Raw genomic sequence first — 17,843 nt, forward strand, 5'->3', positions numbered from 1 at the left:
ATCATGACAAAGAGAATTTCAAAATATCAGCGTTTTAAAATGATGAATCCCATTATACAATTTTTTAAGTTTCTTTATTTAAGCTTAAAAATAATGGTAATCGTTGCCGGCGGACACGGCGGAACGCGAAGAGTAAACTAGCAGAATTGTTGGTTTTTATTGGTTAGTAATGGAGGAGGCTGCGAAATGCAGTCTCCTTTTTTTTGGTAACAAAGGTTACTGACCACCGTGTTTTTGAAAGGTACTTTTGCATTGTAAAAATCAGTAATCATGAATAAACGCATATACATCTTAACATTTGGTTTGATTAGCTTAAGTTTTTTACTCCAAGCCCAGCAAATAGCTCCTATTAGTAAGCTTGAAGTTTTAAACCGGGTTAACGAAGAAAACCGCAGCATTAAAATATCTCAGGAAGCATTTAATCAGGCCAAGGCAGAATACCGCCAAACCAATGCCGTTTTTCTTCCCAATATTGCTGTATCACATACCGGATTTACAACTACCAATCCGTTAATGGCTTTTGGTTCAAAATTAAATCAGGGTATTTTAACGCAAGGCGATTTTAATCCCGATTTACTCAATAATCCAAGTCAAACACAAAACTTTGCAACCCGACTCGAGGTAGAGCAACCCTTAATTAACTTGGATGGTTTTTACCAGCGAAAAGCTGCTAAATCTAAAATGGAGGCAACTTCATTACAATCGCAGCGCATTACAGACTATATTAATTTTGAAGTAGACAAAGCTTATATGCAATTACAACTGGCCTATAAAGCAGTTGATGTATTAGAAAAAGCTTTGGAGGCAGCTCAGTCTAATCAAACCATAGCCGAAAATAGTTTTAAGCAAGGCTATTTACAACGTGCTGATGTGTTAGCTGTTGAAGTACGCGTGACCGATGTTCAAAACCAATTACAAGCAGCAAGAAGTAACGTAAAAAACGCTTCCAATTATTTATCATTTTTGATGAACGATAACGATGATGTGGTTTACAAACCTTCCGATGAGTTATCACTTGAAGTCAAGAATTTAGTCAACTCAGATGGCGTTTCCACCAATCGCGCCGATATAAAAGCTATGGAAATGGCTACTGAAGCTTATAAAACCATGCATAAAGCCGATGGTATGACTTTTTTACCAACGCTTAACGCCTTTGGAAGTTATGAGTTATACGACGATCAAATATTTCAAGGTGATGCCAGTGGTTACTTGGTAGGCGCACAATTAAAGTGGAATATTTTTGAAGGTTCCACACGTTTTGCCAAATCTAAGCAAAGCAAGTCGCAGTTGGAACAGTCTAAGCTGGAATATGAACAATATGTATCTCAAAGCCAAATGGAATTAAAGCAGGCCAAACGTGCCTTGACCGACGCCGAGAACCGTTTAAAACTAACGGCGCTTGCTTTAGAGCAATCTGAAGAATCACTCAGAATTAGAACCAATCGTTTTAAAGAAGGTCTTGAAACAACCTCAGATTTACTCATGGCCGAAACCCAGTATGCACAAAAACAATTAGAATATTATCAAACTATTTTTGAGTATAACTATTCTCAATCCTATTTAGATTTTTTAACCAAAACCAATTAATAATTAACTTTAAAAATCAATAAAAAATGAAGCATATATATATCACAGGTGTCATCATTACTGCACTACTATTAAGCAGTTGTGGTGGTAAAGAACAACAAACAAACGTTAGTAGCGATGCCGTAGTTAAAGTAGAAGTACTTAAAGTTGATACCAACAACCGCGGTGGCTTCTTGTCTAGTAGCGGAACTATTTCAGCTGTAAAAACAGCCAATCTCAGCACCCGAAATATGGGTTATGTAGATAATATTTATGTATCGGTGGGCGAAAAGGTGGCACAAGGACAATTGTTATTAAGTATTAACAATGTCGATTTACAAGCCAAACAAGCTCAGGTTAATGCACAAATAACCGAAGCCACAGCGGCTTTTACCAATGCTGAAAAAGATTACAACAGGTTTAAAAACCTTTTTGCTGATAACAGTGCGTCTCAAAAGGAATTGGATGATATCACTGCACATTACAATATGGCCAAAGCCAGATTAGAGGCAGCCAATCAAATGAAAAATGAGATCAATGCTCAGTTTGCTTATGTGAATATCAAAGCTCCATTTAGCGGCGTGGTTACAGGTAAATTTATTGAAAAAGGTAATATGGCCAATCCGGGAATGACATTGTTGACTATTGAGAACCCCGAAGTACTTGAAATCAAAACCCGAGTGCCGGAGTCGCAAATTGCTAAAATAACTGAAGGCATGCCCGTTACCGTACTTGTTAAATCATTAAATAAAAGTATAGATGCAAAAATTACAGAGGTCAGTGCTTCTTCACAACAAACCGGTGGGCAGTTTTTAGTGACAGCTGTTTTAAACGATAAACCGGAAGGTTTAAAATCCGGGATGTTTGCCACTGTTAATTTTCCGGTGGAAAGCAATGGCATTGAAGGTGCTATTTTAATACCTGTTAATGCGGTAGTAAATCGCGGACAATTAACGGGTGTTTATACGGTAAGTGAATCTAATACATCTATTTTGAGATGGTTGAGATTAGGTAGAACTTTTGGTAACGAGGTTGAAGTATTATCAGGATTGCAAAATGGTGAAAGCCTTATTGTAAATGCCGAAAGTAAATTGTATAACGGTGCTAGCGTAATTTATAACTAAATTTCAATGCGTTAGGGATAGAAGCGGACCTGCCTGCCGGCAGTCAGGAATCCCTTTAAAATGCAAATTAAACATATAAAAACATGAAAGAAGGATTAGCAGGAAAAATTGCCAAAGCATTTATGACTTCAAAGCTCACCATATTACTCATGGTGGTGTTTATGGTGATTGGCGTATATAGTTCGTTTTTAATTCCGCGTGAGGAAGAACCTCAAATTGATGTGCCCATGGCCGACATTTTTGTAGGCTATCCCGGTGCCAGTCCAACCGAGGTAGAATCACGGGTCTTAAAACCCTTAGAGAAATTGATTTCCAACATCACCGGTGTAGAGTATGTCTATTCTACCGCCATGAATGAGCAAGGAATGGTGATTGTTCAGTTTTATGTAGGCGAAGACATTGAGCGCTCGTTTGTAAAGCTTTACAATGAGATTAATAAGCATATGGATGAAATGCCACAAGGCGTCACCTTTCCGCTTGTGAAAACCAGAGCCATTGACGATGTACCAATGCTTGGTTTAACCTTGTGGAGTGAAAACTATGATGATTATGAGCTTAAACTGATGGCTCAGGAACTCACTAACGAAATTGAAAAAATTACCGATGTTGCCATTACACATCGTATTGGTGGGCGAGATCGCGAAGTTCGAGTAGTATTAGATAAAGATAAATTAGCTGCCAGCGGTCTCGATTTTTTGACTGTTGCCCAAATGATTCGCGCGAGTAATCAGCAGTTAAGTGCCGGTAATTTTAGTAATAGAGATACCGAATTTTCTGTAACCACAGGCGAATTTCTAAAATCGACTACCGATGTAGAACAACTTATAGTTGGCACACGAGATAATCAGCCTGTTTACTTAAAACAAGTCGCCGATATTATCGATGGACCGGAAATTCCTGAAACCTACAGTGCTTTGGGGTTTGGTGGTTCCAGCACTAAAAAATCTGAATTCAAAGGCGAATATGCTGCCGTTACCATTTCTGTAGCTAAGCGCAAAGGTGCTGATGCTATGAAGATTTCAGATATTATTCTGGATAAGGTAGAACACTTACGCAGCAATTTAATTCCCGACGATGTTCATGTTGAAATCACGAGAAATTACGGCGAAACGGCCTCGCAAAAAGTTTCAGAACTGTTATTGCACTTAATTGGTGCTATCATCGCCGTAACCATCGTTGTAATGCTGGCAATGGGCTGGCGCGGTGGTTTGGTGGTATTTTTATCGGTTCCAATTACCTTTGCTTTAACATTATTGAGCTACTATTTATTAGATTACACTTTAAATAGAATTACACTATTCGCTTTGGTATTCGTTACCGGTATTGTGGTGGATGATTCCATTATCATTGCCGAAAATATGCACAGGCATTTTAAAATGAAACGTTTGCCTTTTAAACAGGCAGCTTTGTATGCTATCAATGAAGTAGGTAACCCAACTATTTTAGCCACATTTACAGTAATTGCCTCTGTGCTACCAATGGCTTTTGTAAGTGGTTTAATGGGTCCATATATGAGTCCGATGCCCATAGGTGCTTCTATTGCCATGATTTTATCTCTGTTTGTAGCCTTGACCATCACACCGTATTTAGGTTACATTTTCTTACGTGAAAAAGACAAGAAAAATGAGGCCGGTGAAGTAGAAGAAGCCAAGGATATTTCAGATACCATGATCTACAAGATTTATGCAAAATTTGAAAATCCGCTGATTGAAAATAAAACCAAGCGCTGGTTGTTTTTAGGTATTACCTTTTTTTTACTGTTAGGTTCTGTAGGATTGTTTTTTACAAAAACGGTAGCGGTTAAAATGTTGCCATTTGATAACAAAAACGAATTTCAGGTAGTTATCGATATGCCTGAAGGCACTACATTGGAGCGTACAGCTGTAGTGACTAAAGAAATTTCACAGTATTTAGCCACAAGACCTGAAGTGGTAAATTATCAAAGTTATGTTGGTACATCGGCACCAATTACTTTTAACGGATTGGTACGCCACTACGATTTGCGTGGCGGTAGTAATATGGCTGATATTCAAGTGAACTTAACAGATAAACACGATAGAAAAGCCCAAAGTCATGACATTGCAAAGTTGCTACGCCCAGATATTCAGAAGATTGCTGCCAAGTTCAACGCTAATGTGAAGTTGGTAGAAGTACCACCAGGACCACCGGTATTATCAACCATTGTAGCCGAAATTTACGGTCCGGATTACGAAGAGCAAATAAAAGTAGCCGATGCGGTTCAAAATATTTTAATCAACACAACCGATGTGGTGGATGTAGATTGGATGGTAGAAGCCGATCAAAAAGAATATCAGCTTATTATTGATAAAGAAAAATCCATGCTTTACGGGGTAATGCCGGAGCAAATCACACACACCATGAATATGGCTTTAGGCAAGCGTGCCATTACCAATTTATATGATGAGAATGCGTCTAAACAAGTGGGTGTGGTATTAGCCTTAGCCGAACAAGAAAAAACGAGTATTGACGATGTGTTGGGTTTACAAATAAAATCTAATACAGGCAATATGGTACCGGTATCTGATTTGGTAACCATTGAAGAAGGTATTAAACCCAAAAGTATTTACCGAAAAAACCAAAAGCGTGTGGTGTATGTAATGGCCGATATGGCAGGAGCGCTCGAAAGTCCGGTGTACGCCATATTAGGCATCAGCGATAAGTTGCAAGCCATAGATTTACCAGCAGGCTACAAACTAGATGAACTTTACATCAAACAACCCGATTTTGAAGATAACTACACGGTTAAATGGGATGGCGAATGGCAAATTACACTTGAGGTATTTAGAGATTTAGGTGTGGCATTTTTAGGAGTCATTTTCATTATATACATCTTGATTGTTGGCTGGTTTCAAAACTTTAAAGCGCCAATCGTGATGATGGTGGCCATACCATTATCTTTAATTGGTATTGTATTAGGTCACTGGATGATGGGTGCATTTTTTACTGCAACCTCTTTTATAGGTATGATAGCTTTAGCAGGTATTATGGTGAGGAATTCGGTATTACTTATTGACTTTGTGAATTTGAGATTAGAAGAAGGTATTCCTTTAAAACAGGCGGTAATAGAAGCCGGTGCGGTAAGAACTACACCAATTTTATTAACAGCCGGTACGGTGGTGATTGGTGCCTTTGTGATTTTATTTGATCCTATTTTCCAAGGATTGGCCATCTCATTAATGGGCGGTACCATTATGTCAACATTTTTAACACTGTTGGTGGTGCCATTGGTGTATTACATGATTGAAAAGAAAAATTATAAATGATAAAATTATTATTAATACATAGCAAAACAAAAATTCACTAAAATCTTCGTGAAACTTTGAGCTACTTTGCGACCCTTTGTGATACAGCTATAACGCGAAGTTACATAGAGAACTGCAGAGGTTCACAAAGATGGTGTTTCATTTAAAAGATGAGAATAAGTTTAGCGAACAATAAAATAATAGACTAAAATGAAATTAGTAATTGTAACAGCCGTTGAAGATTTTCAAGATGATGTTTTGAAACTCTTTAAAAAAGCCAATATCGAGAGTTTTAGTGGCTCAGAAATAGAAGGCTATAAAAATCAAAACGATTTATTGGCAACTTCCAGTTGGTTTCCCAGCGTGAAAGGTGCGAGCGAGTCGGTGATGTTTTTTTCATTTACCGAAGACGAAAACATTAAAAATTTATTTGAACTCATCAGTGTTTTTAATCAAGGAGTTGAAACCAATAATCCTATTAGAGCAGTAGTAATTCCGATAGAACAATCAATTTGAAATTAAATCATTAATAAATCTATATTTATGAAAAACAGAATTGTAAGAGGTATAGCAGGTACCTTTATATTAATTAGTTTGCTGTTAGCAATTTATGTAAACATTAACTGGTTGTGGTTCACAGCTTTTGTTGGTGCCAATTTGTTACAATCGTCTTTAACCAAATGGTGTTTAATGGATACTATTTTGGAGAAAGTTTTTAAGGTTAAAAGTTAAAAAATGTAACATTTTTAAAGTTTGGTAGTCTAAATAGTATAAATGGATATATTATGGAATCTAACTACCACACTTTAAAACGCGTTGACAATCAATTAATAGTTATAACGCATTTATCACAAATGCTAAGCTATATTACAGGATTTGGCGGTTTGCTCGTTCCGTTGATACTTTGGTTAACTCAAAAAGACAAAATAGAAGGCATGGACGAACACGGTAAGTCTATCGTAAACTTTCAATTGAGTATGATCATTTACGCTATTATTTGCGTTCCATTGATTTTTTTAATCGGACTCGGGATTTTAGGTCTTATCATAATAGGAATTATCTCTTTTGTTTTCCCCATCATCAATGCTATTAAAGCCAGTAATGGGGAGATGCCTTCTTATCCGTTAAGTATTCGATTTATTCAATAAACTCACGGTTTCAACCGTGGGTTACGTGTTAATTGTAGACTCATACCAAACACATCAAATAAAAAAGCCCACATTACTGCGGGCTTTAATTTTGGATTGTATTAGTTGTTAGTTATTTAGCATGACCGGCATTACCAGCATGATAATTTGTTCGCCTTCATCCAAACCATCGGCGGGTGTTAAAATACCGGCACGATTTGGCAAGCTCATTTCTAGTTGAACGTTATCTGAACTAAGATTGTTCAACATTTCTGTTAGAAAACGTGAGTTAAAACCAATTTGCATATCGTCTCCCTGATAATCACAACTTAAACGTTCTTCGGCTTTATTACTAAAATCAATATCTTCGGCTGAAATGTTTAGTTCGGCACCGGCAATTTTTAATCTTATTTGATGTGTTGTTTTGTTAGAAAAAATACTCACACGTCTCACTGAACTTAAAAATTGTGATCTGTCGATAAGTAGTTTATTTGGATTTTCTTTTGGAATTACGGCCTCATAGTTAGGGTATTTACCATCAATTAATCTACAGACCAACTGCGTGTTATTAAAGGTAAATTTGGCATTAGATTCGTTGTACTCAATTAGTATTTCATCTTCACTTCCTGCCAGAATACCTTTTAAAAGATTGAGAGGTTTTTTAGGCATAATAAATTCGGCTACTTGTGAAGCACTTACGTCACTGCGACTATACTTTACCAGCTTGTGTGCGTCTGTGGCTACAAATGTCAAACCCTCGGTCGAAAACTGAAAGAACACACCGCTCATAACCGGACGTAAATCATCATTACCGGCTGCAAAAATGGTTTTGCTAATAGCAGTTGCCAATACATCACCAACCATTGTAGTGCTGCTTGGATCTTCCAGATTTACCGATTTTGGAAATTCAGATCCTTCAGCATAGGCCACAGCGTATTTACCATGACTGGAGCTAATTTCTACAGTGTGATTATCTTCTACTACAAAAGTTAAAGGTTGTTCCGGAAAGGTTTTAAGCGTGTCTAACAAAATTCTTGCAGGAAGCGCAATACTGCCGTCTTCATCGGCCTCGACGCTTAAAGTTGAAGACATGGTTGTTTCCAAGTCGCTAGCAGAAACAGTAAGTTTTGAATCTTTTAGTTCAAACAAAAAGTTATCCAGAATAGGCAAAGTATTCGACGTGTTGATAACACCGCCTAACACTTGCAATTGCTTTAGTAAAGTTGTACTCGATACAATGAATTTCATGTATATTATTTTGGTTTCTTTTGACTATTATTCAGGTTTACAAATATATCTCAATACTGTTGGTTTTTAAAACAAACTTATTAACAAGTTTTAAGTGTATTGTTGTTTTCTTAAATACCCAAATACAAGACTGAAAACAGCAAGAATTAAAAGCGGTAAGGCTACTGCGATAACTTGCCATTTTGTTTTTTCGGGAGCAATTTTTTCAGGGTCTAAAAAGGCAATGGCCACTTCTTTACTGCGCAGTTTAACGAGTCCGTCGTCTTGCAACATATAATTAACCGCGTTCAGTAAAAATTCTTTATTTCCAACCGGTTGGTTACCAGATCTATCAAAACCTAAATCTTGTGGCTGTTTTCTTAAAACATCGTTTTTTATGACATCGCCGTCAGAAATAACTAACATTTTAGAATTATTGCCGGTACTTTTAAAATTAGTGAGTTCAAAAGGTAAAACACGATTATTGTAAACAGAGGTGAATTCGCCTTCGATTAGCACAGCTAAGTTTTGCGGACCCTTGTTAAATGAAGTTTTATCGGGTTCTGCCGTTACTATATCGAGACTTATCATTGCCGGCACACCTTGAAGTTTAGACAATGGAGAGCTTTGCAATAAAACTGTTTTATTAAGATTATTTTTGAGTGTATCTATTTGACTTGCGAAATCAAACTTAACAAGATTAAGATTGGTGGTAATAGGATGCTCGGGGTTGCTGGCCGCTAATGGCGAATACTGCCAGGTAATGGGCATTAACTGCATATTATTTCCTTCGCCTACAGCCAAAGGAATGGGTGACGAATACATATCTAAAACAATATTAGGATTGATGCGTATGCCATATTTAAAGAAAAAATCGTTGAGATTTAAGTCTTTAATTACTGCTACTGCGCTACCACTTTCTGAATAAAGACTATCGCGATCCATAATAACACCTTCAGTAAGCCAAATGCTTTTACCTCCAGACATTAAGTGTTGGTCTAAAACCAGCTTTTCTTCTTCAGAAAACGACTCACTAGGTTTTGCCGAAATCACTAAATCGAAAGATTTAAGTTGTTCTAAGGTTTTTTGTGGTTGTTGTGCAACGCTGTCTAAAGTAAATGGTGCAATAAAATAATATTCGCGTACAGACTGTAAAAAATCGGCGATGTAGATGTCTTCTAACTGTCCGTTACCTTTGAGCACTGCAATTCTTTTTTCCTTGTCTTGCGTAAGCTTTTTAAAAGCATCGGCAAAGGCGTATTCTAGATGCTGAACAGAATTATTAACTAAATCCTGTTGGGTATCTCCCAATCGATTTTTAATCAAAGGAATTTTAACCGAATAATCTTCATAACTTGCCAATGCCCAAGGAAATATAATGGTTTGCGACGTTTTACCACTTTCTTTCACGTTAATTTGATATGGTTGTAGTCCGCGTTCGGTAAGTTGCGAAATGATTTCTTCTTTATTGGTTTCGTCTTTTGTTGGATTAAAAAAATTAAAGATAATGTTTGGGTTGTGGACTTTAAATTCTTCCAATAATTGTTGCGTTTCATTTCTGAGTCGTTTAAACTCCGAAGGGAATTCGCCTTCTAAAAACACGTCAATTATAATAGGTGAATCTACATTCACTACTGTTTCAATAGCAGCATCAGAAAGGGTGTAGCGTTTGTCTTTTGTTAAATCGAACCTGCCGTAAAATTGCTGACTAACAATGTTAGCAATTACCACTAAAATTATAACAATAACAGGTATTTTAAATTTAGAATTACTCATTATCCTCGTATACAATTTGCTCCTTATAGCGTTCAATTTCTACCAGAGTATCATTCTTGAAGATGAAGGTAGCACACTCTTTTTCTTCATTAAAGGCGCCGGGCAATAGGCCAAGTCCGTAGTTCCATTTGTTCTCGTCGTGTTGTTTTAAACTGTCGTCCCAACTTAACCATTCATAAGTTCCTATGAGATTATCGACTTCAGTTTTAGTTTTTCCGAAGAAAACGCTGTCATTTACAATATGACTAATCATTTCGTAGCGTAAACCGGGTTTCTTCTCCCATTTTTCGGCATTAAAATATTTTTCATGGTGAAAAGGCACAATAATATTTAAGAACGGATAAAGCATATAAAAGTAAATAAGGGGTGTTAACACGACACTTACCAACAGGCTTAACCATTTTCTTTTATCGATGGTTCGCACAAACAGAAAAACAGGAATAAAAGTAAGAACTAAAAAAATAACTAAAGCAGGTGTTACAATCATTGTTTAATTTGGTTAAGGTTGAGTTTTGTAAATACTAAAAATACAGTCGTAACACTTACAAAATAGATGAGATTACGTGTGTCGATAACTCCGCGACTAACACTGTTAAAATGATAATTTAGACCCAAAGTTTCAATCTTAAATGTGTTATTTAATACATTAAGATCTGCCAGACCATCAAAACCATACAGCATTATAAAACACAATAAAATGGTAATAATAAAAGCTACAATTTGGTTTTGAGATAGGGTGGAGGCAAATACACCAATTGCAGTAAAAGTAGCTGCCAAAAACAACAAACCTATATAAGATCCTGTTGTGGCTGCTAAATCTAAATTACCTACAGGATTGCCCAATTGCCAAATTGTAAAAACATATAAAAGCGTAGGCAATAACGCTATAAATATGAGCGTAAATGAGCCAAGAAATTTACCAAACACTAATTGAAATGATGAAATTGGTTTTGTAAGTAAAACCTCAATAGTACCTTGTTTTCTTTCTTCGGAAAAACTGCGCATGGTTACAGCCGGGACCAAAAATAAAAACACCCATGGTGCTAGAACAAAAAAAGCTGATAAATCTGCAAAGCCATTATCGAGTATATTGAATTCCCCTTTAAATACAAAAAGGAAAAGTCCGTTAATAATCAAAAAGATACCAACCACCAAATAGCCAATGGGTGACGCAAAAAATGAGTTAATTTCTTTAATAAATATGGCTTTCATGATTAGTAATAATTTATAAAGTTACAATTTTATCAACGCTCCATGCTTGGGGTTGATCATTGAACAACGGTTTTGTTTTGGCCCAAACTTGTTTAAATAAGTCTGAATTACGGTAATTTTCCAAATTATAATCATTTTCCCAATAGCTGTAAGTGAAATAGATATTGCTCTGATTTTTATCGGCATACAACTCTAGTAATTGGCAACCTTCAAAATTTCTGATGGCTTTTTTATTTTGGTGAAAGTTATCGAGAAATTCCGGAATTTTTGCCGGTTCAAAACTCATTTTTACAATTCTTACTAACATGGGTTTTGTTTTATGTAAAATTTATGGTAATGGTATCCATTTCTTTTAGACCCATTAGCGTAGATGCACCGCCAATGGTATTGTTGTTGCTTTTATAAATGGCAATTTCAAGATAACCCGCTGTATTGATAACCACAAGTCCGCGACCTTCGTATTCAGATTCGCCTACATCGAAATTAACCACATCGCTGTATTTTTTATAGATGATTGAGAATTTATGATTACGTGCTGAAATTTGAAAACTGCGTCCTTTTTGAATGTCCTGAAAAAACTTATGTTTTATATTAGAAACCACATTTCCGTAATTATCTATGTAGATAACACTGCCAATAATTTGATTTTTCTCGTCGTTTACCAATGGCACCATGTTTTTAATTGGTTTGATGGTGTCAATCGTTTTTCCAATAACACCTAAAGTGCCTCCACGTGCAATGTGGCAGGCAACCTTTACAAACACATCCAAAACGGGAAAACTGGTTTCAATTTTGTCGTGTATATTGATTTCTACAATTTCGGAAGGGGCTATTTGTTGGCAAACCATGCTCATTATGCCGTTGTTTGCGCAAATAAAATAGTGGTCGTCAAGCTTAACAGCTATGTGTTTGTTCTCCTGATGTAATTCAGAATCTATTCCAATAATATGAATCGTTCCTTTAGGAAAACTGCTATAGGCACTCATAGTTATGTAAGCAGCCTCCGAAATATTAAAAGGCGAAACAGAATGCGAGATATCAACAATTTTAACATCGGGAAGCTCGCTGTAAATAGCACCTTTAACGGCTCCGGCGAAATAGTCTTTTTCGCCAAAATCTGTTGTAAGTGTGATGATTGCCATGTTAAGATGTTGTTAGTTTTTTATGATTTAATTTTAAAAATGAAGGTCTTAACGCATGTTAAAAACTATTTTGTTTTTAGTTTAAACGAAAATGTTTACTCTAAATATTTTCATTTAGATTTGTAATAGATAATCTTAAAATCTTATCTTTAATTCAAGCACAAAACTAATAAAACAAAACAGATAATTTTACTAAATACCCATCGCTTTTGAACGAACTTATCCTAGAATTAGAAGAAATCTCCCCAAAAGAATTCTTTGGCGCACACAACGTCAACATTGAAGTATTAAAGAAGTATTTTCCGAAGTTAAAAATTGTAGCCCGAGGCAATAAAATTAAGGCCTATGGAGAGGAAGAGCAATTAGAGGAGTTTGATCGCCGCATGACCATGCTAATGGTTCATTTTGGCAAATACAATCGTTTAGACGAAAATATGATTGAAAGGGTTTTAACAAGCGAAAGTAGCGCAGACTATACCACATCAGACCAAGCCGGCGATGTGATTTTGCACGGCGTTGGCGGTAAAATCATCAAACCACAAACGGCCAATCAGCGCAAATTAGTTGAAAGTATGCGTAAAAATGATATGGTTTTTGCCATTGGCCCTGCCGGAACCGGTAAAACTTACACCGGTGTTGCTCTTGCTGTTAAAGCGTTAAAGAATAAAGAAGTAAAGCGTATTATTTTAACAAGACCTGCGGTTGAAGCCGGTGAAAACTTAGGTTTTTTACCGGGTGATTTAAAAGAAAAATTAGATCCGTATATGCAACCGCTGTATGATGCGTTACGCGATATGATACCAGCTGAAAAGCTTGCAAATTTTTTAGAAACCGGTGTCATTCAAATTGCTCCTTTGGCTTTTATGCGTGGCCGAACCTTAGACAATGCTTTTGTTATTTTAGATGAAGGTCAAAATACCACGCATAACCAGATGAAAATGTTTTTAACCCGTATGGGAAAAAACGCTAAGTTTTTGCTTACCGGCGATCCCGGACAAATAGACTTACCTCGCAGAACTATTTCGGGTTTAAAAGAAGCTTTATTGATATTAAAAGACGTTGAAGGTGTTGGCATGGTATTTTTAGACGATAAGGATGTGATAAGACACAAGCTGGTGAAGCAAATTATTGCGGCCTATAAAAATATTGAGAATAGGGATTAGTTTTATGTTCAGAGTTTATAGTTTGTGGTTTCGAGATTAAAAAACCATATAATTTAAGGGTTTAAAAAATATACCATGTTACCTAATACCATTACTGCAACCAATTTTAATTTTCCAAGACAAGTAAGTGTTTATAAGGGAAAGGTTAGGGAAGTTTACAATATTAATGACGAACTATTGGTAATGATTGCTACAGACAGGCTTAGTGCTTTTGATGTGGTGATGCCAAAAGGAATCCCGTTTAAAGGACAAATCTTAAACGAAATAGCTACAAAAATGATGGCTGCCACACAAGATGTGGTTCCCAATTGGCTTATGGCCACGCCAGATCCAAATGTAGCTATTGGTCATTTATGCGAGCCTTTTAAAGTTGAAATGGTGATAAGAGGTTATTTATCAGGTCATGCTGCACGCGAATACAAAGCAGGAAAACGACTCTTATGCGGCGTTGAAATGCCCGAAGGCATGAAAGAAAACGATGCATTTCCCAATCCGATCATCACGCCAGCTACAAAAGCTGAAATGGGCGCACACGACGAAGATATTTCAAAAGAAGATATTATAAAAAGAGGCATTGTTAGCGCCGAAGATTATGTCATTCTAGAAGATTACACGCATAAATTGTTTAATCGCGGTACTGAAATTGCAACCAATCGAGGCCTAATTTTGGTAGACACCAAATATGAATTTGGAAAAACCAAAGACGGTAAAATTGTGCTGATAGATGAAATTCACACACCCGATTCTTCACGTTATTTTTATGCCGAAGGCTACCAAGAAAGACAAGATAGAGGTGAAGCACAAAAGCAGCTATCTAAAGAATTTGTAAGACAATGGTTAATTGCTAACGGTTTTCAAGGTCTTGAAGAACAAAAACTTCCTGAAATGTCAGATGATTATATTTTAGAAATTAGTAATCGCTATATTGAACTATATGAAAACATTACCGGCGAAACTTTTATAAAATCTAACACTACAAATATCCAAAGCAGAATAGAAAAGAATGTAATGTCTTTTTTAGCTAGCTTATAGTCCTTATAATAATCAACAAAAAAAGAAGTAATCTTCCATAGGTTTTATTTGCTTATTGTTTAATAGTTGTTTGATTTCCTTCTGTGCATCAGCGTTAGCTACTGATACTATTATTTGCGGATTTTTAAGTGTTTCAATAGATGGGTAATCGTGGAGCATCACATCGTATATCTTTCGGCCAATTTTTTTGGGATTGTCGCAAATCCAATGAAATGGGACATTGTTTTTGACCAAGTGACTTGCAATAACCTTTCCTTTAAAACCTGCTCCAAGTAATGCCAGTGGTCTGCTAGAGTCAAAATTAAGTTTTAAAAAGTAATACATCTTAATATCCAAAAAGTAATTCATGGCGTAATGTTCGTGTGTTCTTGAAGTTCGCCAGCTGTAATCACGCCAGTAATGTAAAATTTGGCTTGAAGGAATGCATTTTAATTTTGCTTCGTAAAATCTAAAAACCAAATCGTAATCTTCAGGGTATCGGTTTGGATTAAAGGCATTGCATCTATCTAAATCGGTTTTATAAACCATCCAGCAAGGTGAAGCAATAACGCACTCTTTATACAAATCGCTGTAATTGTTGCCATTTTCGGTTAGGTTGTTCAACCAGTTTTCATATTTACTGTAACCATCGCTAATACCTTCCTCACTAAAATACTTTACAAATCCTAATGCAATGTGGCCTTTGCCATAGTCAAGTAGTTGTTTTGCCATTGTCTCCAGCTTCGCGCTAGCCATGACATCGTCGCTGTCCATGCGCGTTATTAAGTTACCTTCACTATTGCTATAGGCTGTTTTTAATGCTTCAATAATTCCGTGGTCGTTATTTTTAAAAAGCTTAATCCGATTATCATTTTGGGCAAATTTCTCAACAATTTGGTAGCTGTTGTCGGTTGAGTAGTCGTCAACAATCAATAATTCCCAGTTCTGGTAAGATTGTGAAATTATAGAATTTAGGCACTCAGGTAAAAACTCGGCTGTATTTTTAAAAGGAGTTAGAATACTTATCAACGGCTGATTCATAGTACAAATTTAAAAAATCGAGTGTTATATTCTTGAAGTTCATATTTATCTTTGATTTGAAGCCTTTTCCAGAAAATCATCTTACCTAAATATGGTTTACGGTCATCCATCCCGAAACTTCCCTTTTTATCTCAAACTTCTTCATAGCGTTTAAATAATCATAAATTTTATATAAAATTCCTGTAACGCTTTGTAGCTTTGCACGTCTTATTCATATTTTAAAATTCATTTAATCAATATTATGAAAAACTTTTATCTGCTTTTTATTTCACTTTTATTATTAACCGCTTGCAAAACCGGTTCCAACAAGCAAGTTTCAGATTTAGCCATAAGTAACCCGATTGCCGTTAATCTGGATTTAACTGCTGTTGTAGACGATCGAGTTCCGGTAGTTGTAAATCCGGGTAGATTTACACAAGATACCGTAATTTATCGATTGCCCAGAGTAGTTCAAGGAACCTATTCTGTAAGTGATTTTGGTAAATATGTAGATGATTTGAAGGCTGTAGATTACAATGGAAATACTGTAAGTGTTACCAAAACAGATGAGAATTCATGGACTATCACTAACGCCACACAAGTAGATAAGATTAAATATTTGGTTAATGATACCTTCGATATTGAAGTTGGTGGCGGAATAGGAGGCGAGCAGCCATTTTCTCCGGCCGGTACTAACATCTCTCCCGACAATTACGTTTTAAACTTACATGGGTTTATAGGTTATTTCGACCATTTAAAATCAGCTCAATACACAGTTGATATTGATGCCCCGGCAGATTTTGTGAGAACTTCTGCTTTACAGGAAACAGGCAGTAAGACTTCGGCAGATGGACAAACTATAACCACTACCTATTATGCACCTCGCTATTTCGATATCACCGATAACCCTATGATGTACGGAAAGCTTGAGGTAGAAACCTTTATGGTGGGCGACATAAAAATTGTGTTGAGTGTGTATTCCCCTAACAAATTGCACTCAGCTCAAAGCTTAAAAGAAACAGTAATAACAATGATGGAAGCTCAAAAGGCATATTTGGGCGATATAGACAGCACACCACGATACGACATTTATATTTATTTGGCCGGTGCCGGCGAGGATCAACCGAAAGGTTTTGGTGCTTTAGAGCATCATACTTCAACCGTAGTGGTGATGCCCGAGGCGATGGATGCCAATTCATTATCTAAATCAATTATTGATATTGTTGCGCACGAATTTTTTCATATTGTAACACCTTTATCAGTTCACTCTGAAGATATTCATTACTTTGATTATTACCAGCCAACTTTCTCTAAACATTTATGGATGTACGAAGGCGTTACAGAATATTTCGCACAACATTTTCAGGTTTATAAAGGATTAATGACTGATGAAGAATTTTACGATGTTATTACCGAAAAAATACAAAGTTCATTAACCATGAATGATGATATGAGTTTTACGGTGATGAGCGAGAATGTATTAGATGAACCTTATGCATCCAATTATTATAACGTCTATCAAAAAGGTGCTTTAATTGGTATGTGTATAGATATTTTGATGCGAGAGCAAAGCGGTGGTAACAGAAGTATGTTATCGTTAATGAAAGAATTATCATTAAAATACGGGAAAAATAAGCCTTTTAAAGATGACGATTTGATAACTGAAATTACTGCTATGACATATCCTGAGGTTGGTGAATTTTTAAAAGTTCATGTTGAAGGCGATACACCTATCAACTACGCCGACTTTTTTGAAAAGGTTGGTTTAGAATTTGCCGAAAAGCAGGTAAAAACAAATTATATCCAAAGTGGAAATGCCTTTATTTTTGGTGCCGATCAACAAAAAGGAGACATCTTTTTTAATGATTTGGCTTTACAAAACTCATTTTGGGCATCGCAAGATATTCAAGCCGGTGATATCATTAAAAAAGTAAACGGTACTGAACTTACAATGGAGGCTGCACAAATGATTTTAGGAGGTATGTACATGTGGCAACCGGGTATGGAAATTGAACTGGAATTAGAGCGTAACGGGGAAAGCAGAATTCTTAAAGCAACACTCACCGAAGCTTTTGCAACAGGTGTTTCATTACAATCAGTTACAGATCCAACTCAGGCACAGTTAAATTTGCGTAATGCTTGGTTAAAAGGGTAACACTATAAAGACATAAATTATAAGTTTAAAAAAACCATCGAATTAACGATGGTTTTT

At 36.2% G+C, this 17,843-nt stretch carries 17 protein-coding genes; 10 read left to right on the forward strand and 7 right to left on the reverse strand.

Annotated features, from left to right (window positions below; translation table 11 throughout):
* The first annotated feature begins 3 nt into the window (after positions 1 to 3).
* From FJ651_RS15735 to FJ651_RS09465, 7 genes are all read left to right on the forward strand, one after another.
* The gene (locus tag FJ651_RS15735; RefSeq protein ID WP_216746115.1) at positions 4 to 141 is read left to right on the forward strand and encodes a hypothetical protein; all 138 of its coding nucleotides are present in this window, start codon (positions 4 to 6) and stop codon (positions 139 to 141) included.
* Positions 142 to 270: 129 nt separating this feature from the next.
* Positions 271 to 1,587 carry a TolC family protein gene (locus tag FJ651_RS09440; RefSeq protein WP_140990268.1) on the forward strand — a complete coding sequence of 439 codons (1,317 nt, stop codon included), beginning with the start codon at positions 271 to 273 and terminating at the stop codon, positions 1,585 to 1,587.
* Between the two features lie 26 nt (positions 1,588 to 1,613).
* The gene (locus FJ651_RS09445) at positions 1,614 to 2,690 is read left to right on the forward strand and encodes an efflux RND transporter periplasmic adaptor subunit (RefSeq protein ID WP_140990269.1); all 1,077 of its coding nucleotides are present in this window, start codon (positions 1,614 to 1,616) and stop codon (positions 2,688 to 2,690) included.
* 83 nt (positions 2,691 to 2,773) lie between these two features.
* Positions 2,774 to 5,974, forward strand: a complete 3,201-nt coding sequence (locus tag FJ651_RS09450; protein WP_140990270.1) for an efflux RND transporter permease subunit — start codon at positions 2,774 to 2,776, stop codon at positions 5,972 to 5,974.
* A 189-nt stretch (positions 5,975 to 6,163) separates the two neighbouring features.
* Positions 6,164 to 6,469: a hypothetical protein gene (locus FJ651_RS09455; RefSeq protein ID WP_140990271.1), complete on the forward strand. Its 306-nt coding sequence runs from the start codon at positions 6,164 to 6,166 to the stop codon at positions 6,467 to 6,469.
* Between the two features lie 27 nt (positions 6,470 to 6,496).
* The gene (locus FJ651_RS09460) at positions 6,497 to 6,685 is read left to right on the forward strand and encodes a YgaP family membrane protein (protein ID WP_140990272.1); all 189 of its coding nucleotides are present in this window, start codon (positions 6,497 to 6,499) and stop codon (positions 6,683 to 6,685) included.
* A 53-nt stretch (positions 6,686 to 6,738) separates the two neighbouring features.
* The gene (locus tag FJ651_RS09465) at positions 6,739 to 7,101 is read left to right on the forward strand and encodes a DUF4870 domain-containing protein (RefSeq protein WP_140990273.1); all 363 of its coding nucleotides are present in this window, start codon (positions 6,739 to 6,741) and stop codon (positions 7,099 to 7,101) included.
* Between the two features lie 108 nt (positions 7,102 to 7,209).
* On the opposite strand, the gene dnaN is transcribed toward FJ651_RS09465, so the two are convergent.
* The 6 genes from dnaN to FJ651_RS09495 form a co-directional block, all read right to left on the reverse strand.
* Positions 7,210 to 8,328: a DNA polymerase III subunit beta gene (dnaN, locus tag FJ651_RS09470; RefSeq protein ID WP_140990274.1), complete on the reverse strand. Its 1,119-nt coding sequence runs from the start codon at positions 8,326 to 8,328 to the stop codon at positions 7,210 to 7,212.
* 90 nt (positions 8,329 to 8,418) lie between these two features.
* Complete coding sequence (gldG, locus tag FJ651_RS09475) at positions 8,419 to 10,083, reverse strand: gliding motility-associated ABC transporter substrate-binding protein GldG (protein ID WP_140990275.1); 1,665 nt, start codon at positions 10,081 to 10,083, stop codon at positions 8,419 to 8,421.
* Positions 10,076 to 10,570, reverse strand: a complete 495-nt coding sequence (locus FJ651_RS09480) for a hypothetical protein (RefSeq protein WP_140990276.1) — start codon at positions 10,568 to 10,570, stop codon at positions 10,076 to 10,078. Before FJ651_RS09480 ends, gldG begins: the two co-directional genes overlap by 8 nt.
* Positions 10,567 to 11,295, reverse strand: coding sequence for a gliding motility-associated ABC transporter permease subunit GldF (gene gldF, locus FJ651_RS09485; protein ID WP_140990277.1), 729 nt, complete (start codon positions 11,293 to 11,295; stop codon positions 10,567 to 10,569). Before gldF ends, FJ651_RS09480 begins: the two co-directional genes overlap by 4 nt.
* Before the next feature lie 13 nt (positions 11,296 to 11,308).
* Positions 11,309 to 11,602 carry a putative quinol monooxygenase gene (locus FJ651_RS09490; protein ID WP_140990278.1) on the reverse strand — a complete coding sequence of 98 codons (294 nt, stop codon included), beginning with the start codon at positions 11,600 to 11,602 and terminating at the stop codon, positions 11,309 to 11,311.
* 10 nt (positions 11,603 to 11,612) lie between these two features.
* Positions 11,613 to 12,437 carry an SAM hydrolase/SAM-dependent halogenase family protein gene (locus FJ651_RS09495; protein ID WP_140990279.1) on the reverse strand — a complete coding sequence of 275 codons (825 nt, stop codon included), beginning with the start codon at positions 12,435 to 12,437 and terminating at the stop codon, positions 11,613 to 11,615.
* Positions 12,438 to 12,646: 209 nt separating this feature from the next.
* Here FJ651_RS09495 and FJ651_RS09500 point away from each other — a divergent pair, with 209 nt between their 5' ends.
* Positions 12,647 to 13,600, forward strand: a complete 954-nt coding sequence (locus FJ651_RS09500; RefSeq protein WP_140990280.1) for a PhoH family protein — start codon at positions 12,647 to 12,649, stop codon at positions 13,598 to 13,600.
* A 75-nt stretch (positions 13,601 to 13,675) separates the two neighbouring features.
* Positions 13,676 to 14,632, forward strand: a complete 957-nt coding sequence (locus tag FJ651_RS09505) for a phosphoribosylaminoimidazolesuccinocarboxamide synthase (protein WP_140990281.1) — start codon at positions 13,676 to 13,678, stop codon at positions 14,630 to 14,632.
* Positions 14,633 to 14,644: 12 nt separating this feature from the next.
* Here FJ651_RS09505 and FJ651_RS09510 read toward each other — a convergent pair whose 3' ends face one another.
* On the reverse strand, positions 14,645 to 15,652 hold the full coding sequence (locus FJ651_RS09510; protein WP_140990282.1) for a glycosyltransferase family 2 protein: 1,008 nt from the start codon (positions 15,650 to 15,652) through the stop codon (positions 14,645 to 14,647).
* A gap of 241 nt (positions 15,653 to 15,893) precedes the next feature.
* Here FJ651_RS09510 and FJ651_RS09515 point away from each other — a divergent pair, with 241 nt between their 5' ends.
* A complete protein-coding gene (locus FJ651_RS09515) occupies positions 15,894 to 17,786 on the forward strand; it encodes a M61 family metallopeptidase (RefSeq protein WP_140990283.1) in 1,893 nt (630 codons plus the stop codon).
* Positions 17,787 to 17,843: the final 57 nt, after the last annotated feature.

This window comes from Paucihalobacter ruber, assembly GCF_006494535.1.
GTDB classification, from domain to species: domain Bacteria; phylum Bacteroidota; class Bacteroidia; order Flavobacteriales; family Flavobacteriaceae; genus Paucihalobacter; species Paucihalobacter ruber.

Coding starts and splice junctions, on each gene's coding strand:
- FJ651_RS09490 (WP_140990278.1), bottom strand. CDS start 11,602: ATGTTAGTAAGAATTGTAAAAATGAGTTTTGAACCGGCAAAAATTCCG.
- FJ651_RS09460 (WP_140990272.1), top strand. CDS start 6,497: ATGAAAAACAGAATTGTAAGAGGTATAGCAGGTACCTTTATATTAATT.
- dnaN (WP_140990274.1), bottom strand. CDS start 8,328: ATGAAATTCATTGTATCGAGTACAACTTTACTAAAGCAATTGCAAGTG.
- FJ651_RS15735 (WP_216746115.1), top strand. CDS start 4: ATGACAAAGAGAATTTCAAAATATCAGCGTTTTAAAATGATGAATCCC.
- FJ651_RS09510 (WP_140990282.1), bottom strand. CDS start 15,652: ATGAATCAGCCGTTGATAAGTATTCTAACTCCTTTTAAAAATACAGCC.
- FJ651_RS09480 (WP_140990276.1), bottom strand. CDS start 10,570: ATGATTGTAACACCTGCTTTAGTTATTTTTTTAGTTCTTACTTTTATT.
- FJ651_RS09495 (WP_140990279.1), bottom strand. CDS start 12,437: ATGGCAATCATCACACTTACAACAGATTTTGGCGAAAAAGACTATTTC.
- gldG (WP_140990275.1), bottom strand. CDS start 10,083: ATGAGTAATTCTAAATTTAAAATACCTGTTATTGTTATAATTTTAGTG.
- gldF (WP_140990277.1), bottom strand. CDS start 11,295: ATGAAAGCCATATTTATTAAAGAAATTAACTCATTTTTTGCGTCACCC.
- FJ651_RS09515 (WP_140990283.1), top strand. CDS start 15,894: ATGAAAAACTTTTATCTGCTTTTTATTTCACTTTTATTATTAACCGCT.
- FJ651_RS09440 (WP_140990268.1), top strand. CDS start 271: ATGAATAAACGCATATACATCTTAACATTTGGTTTGATTAGCTTAAGT.
- FJ651_RS09445 (WP_140990269.1), top strand. CDS start 1,614: ATGAAGCATATATATATCACAGGTGTCATCATTACTGCACTACTATTA.
- FJ651_RS09455 (WP_140990271.1), top strand. CDS start 6,164: ATGAAATTAGTAATTGTAACAGCCGTTGAAGATTTTCAAGATGATGTT.
- FJ651_RS09450 (WP_140990270.1), top strand. CDS start 2,774: ATGAAAGAAGGATTAGCAGGAAAAATTGCCAAAGCATTTATGACTTCA.
- FJ651_RS09465 (WP_140990273.1), top strand. CDS start 6,739: ATGGAATCTAACTACCACACTTTAAAACGCGTTGACAATCAATTAATA.
- FJ651_RS09505 (WP_140990281.1), top strand. CDS start 13,676: ATGTTACCTAATACCATTACTGCAACCAATTTTAATTTTCCAAGACAA.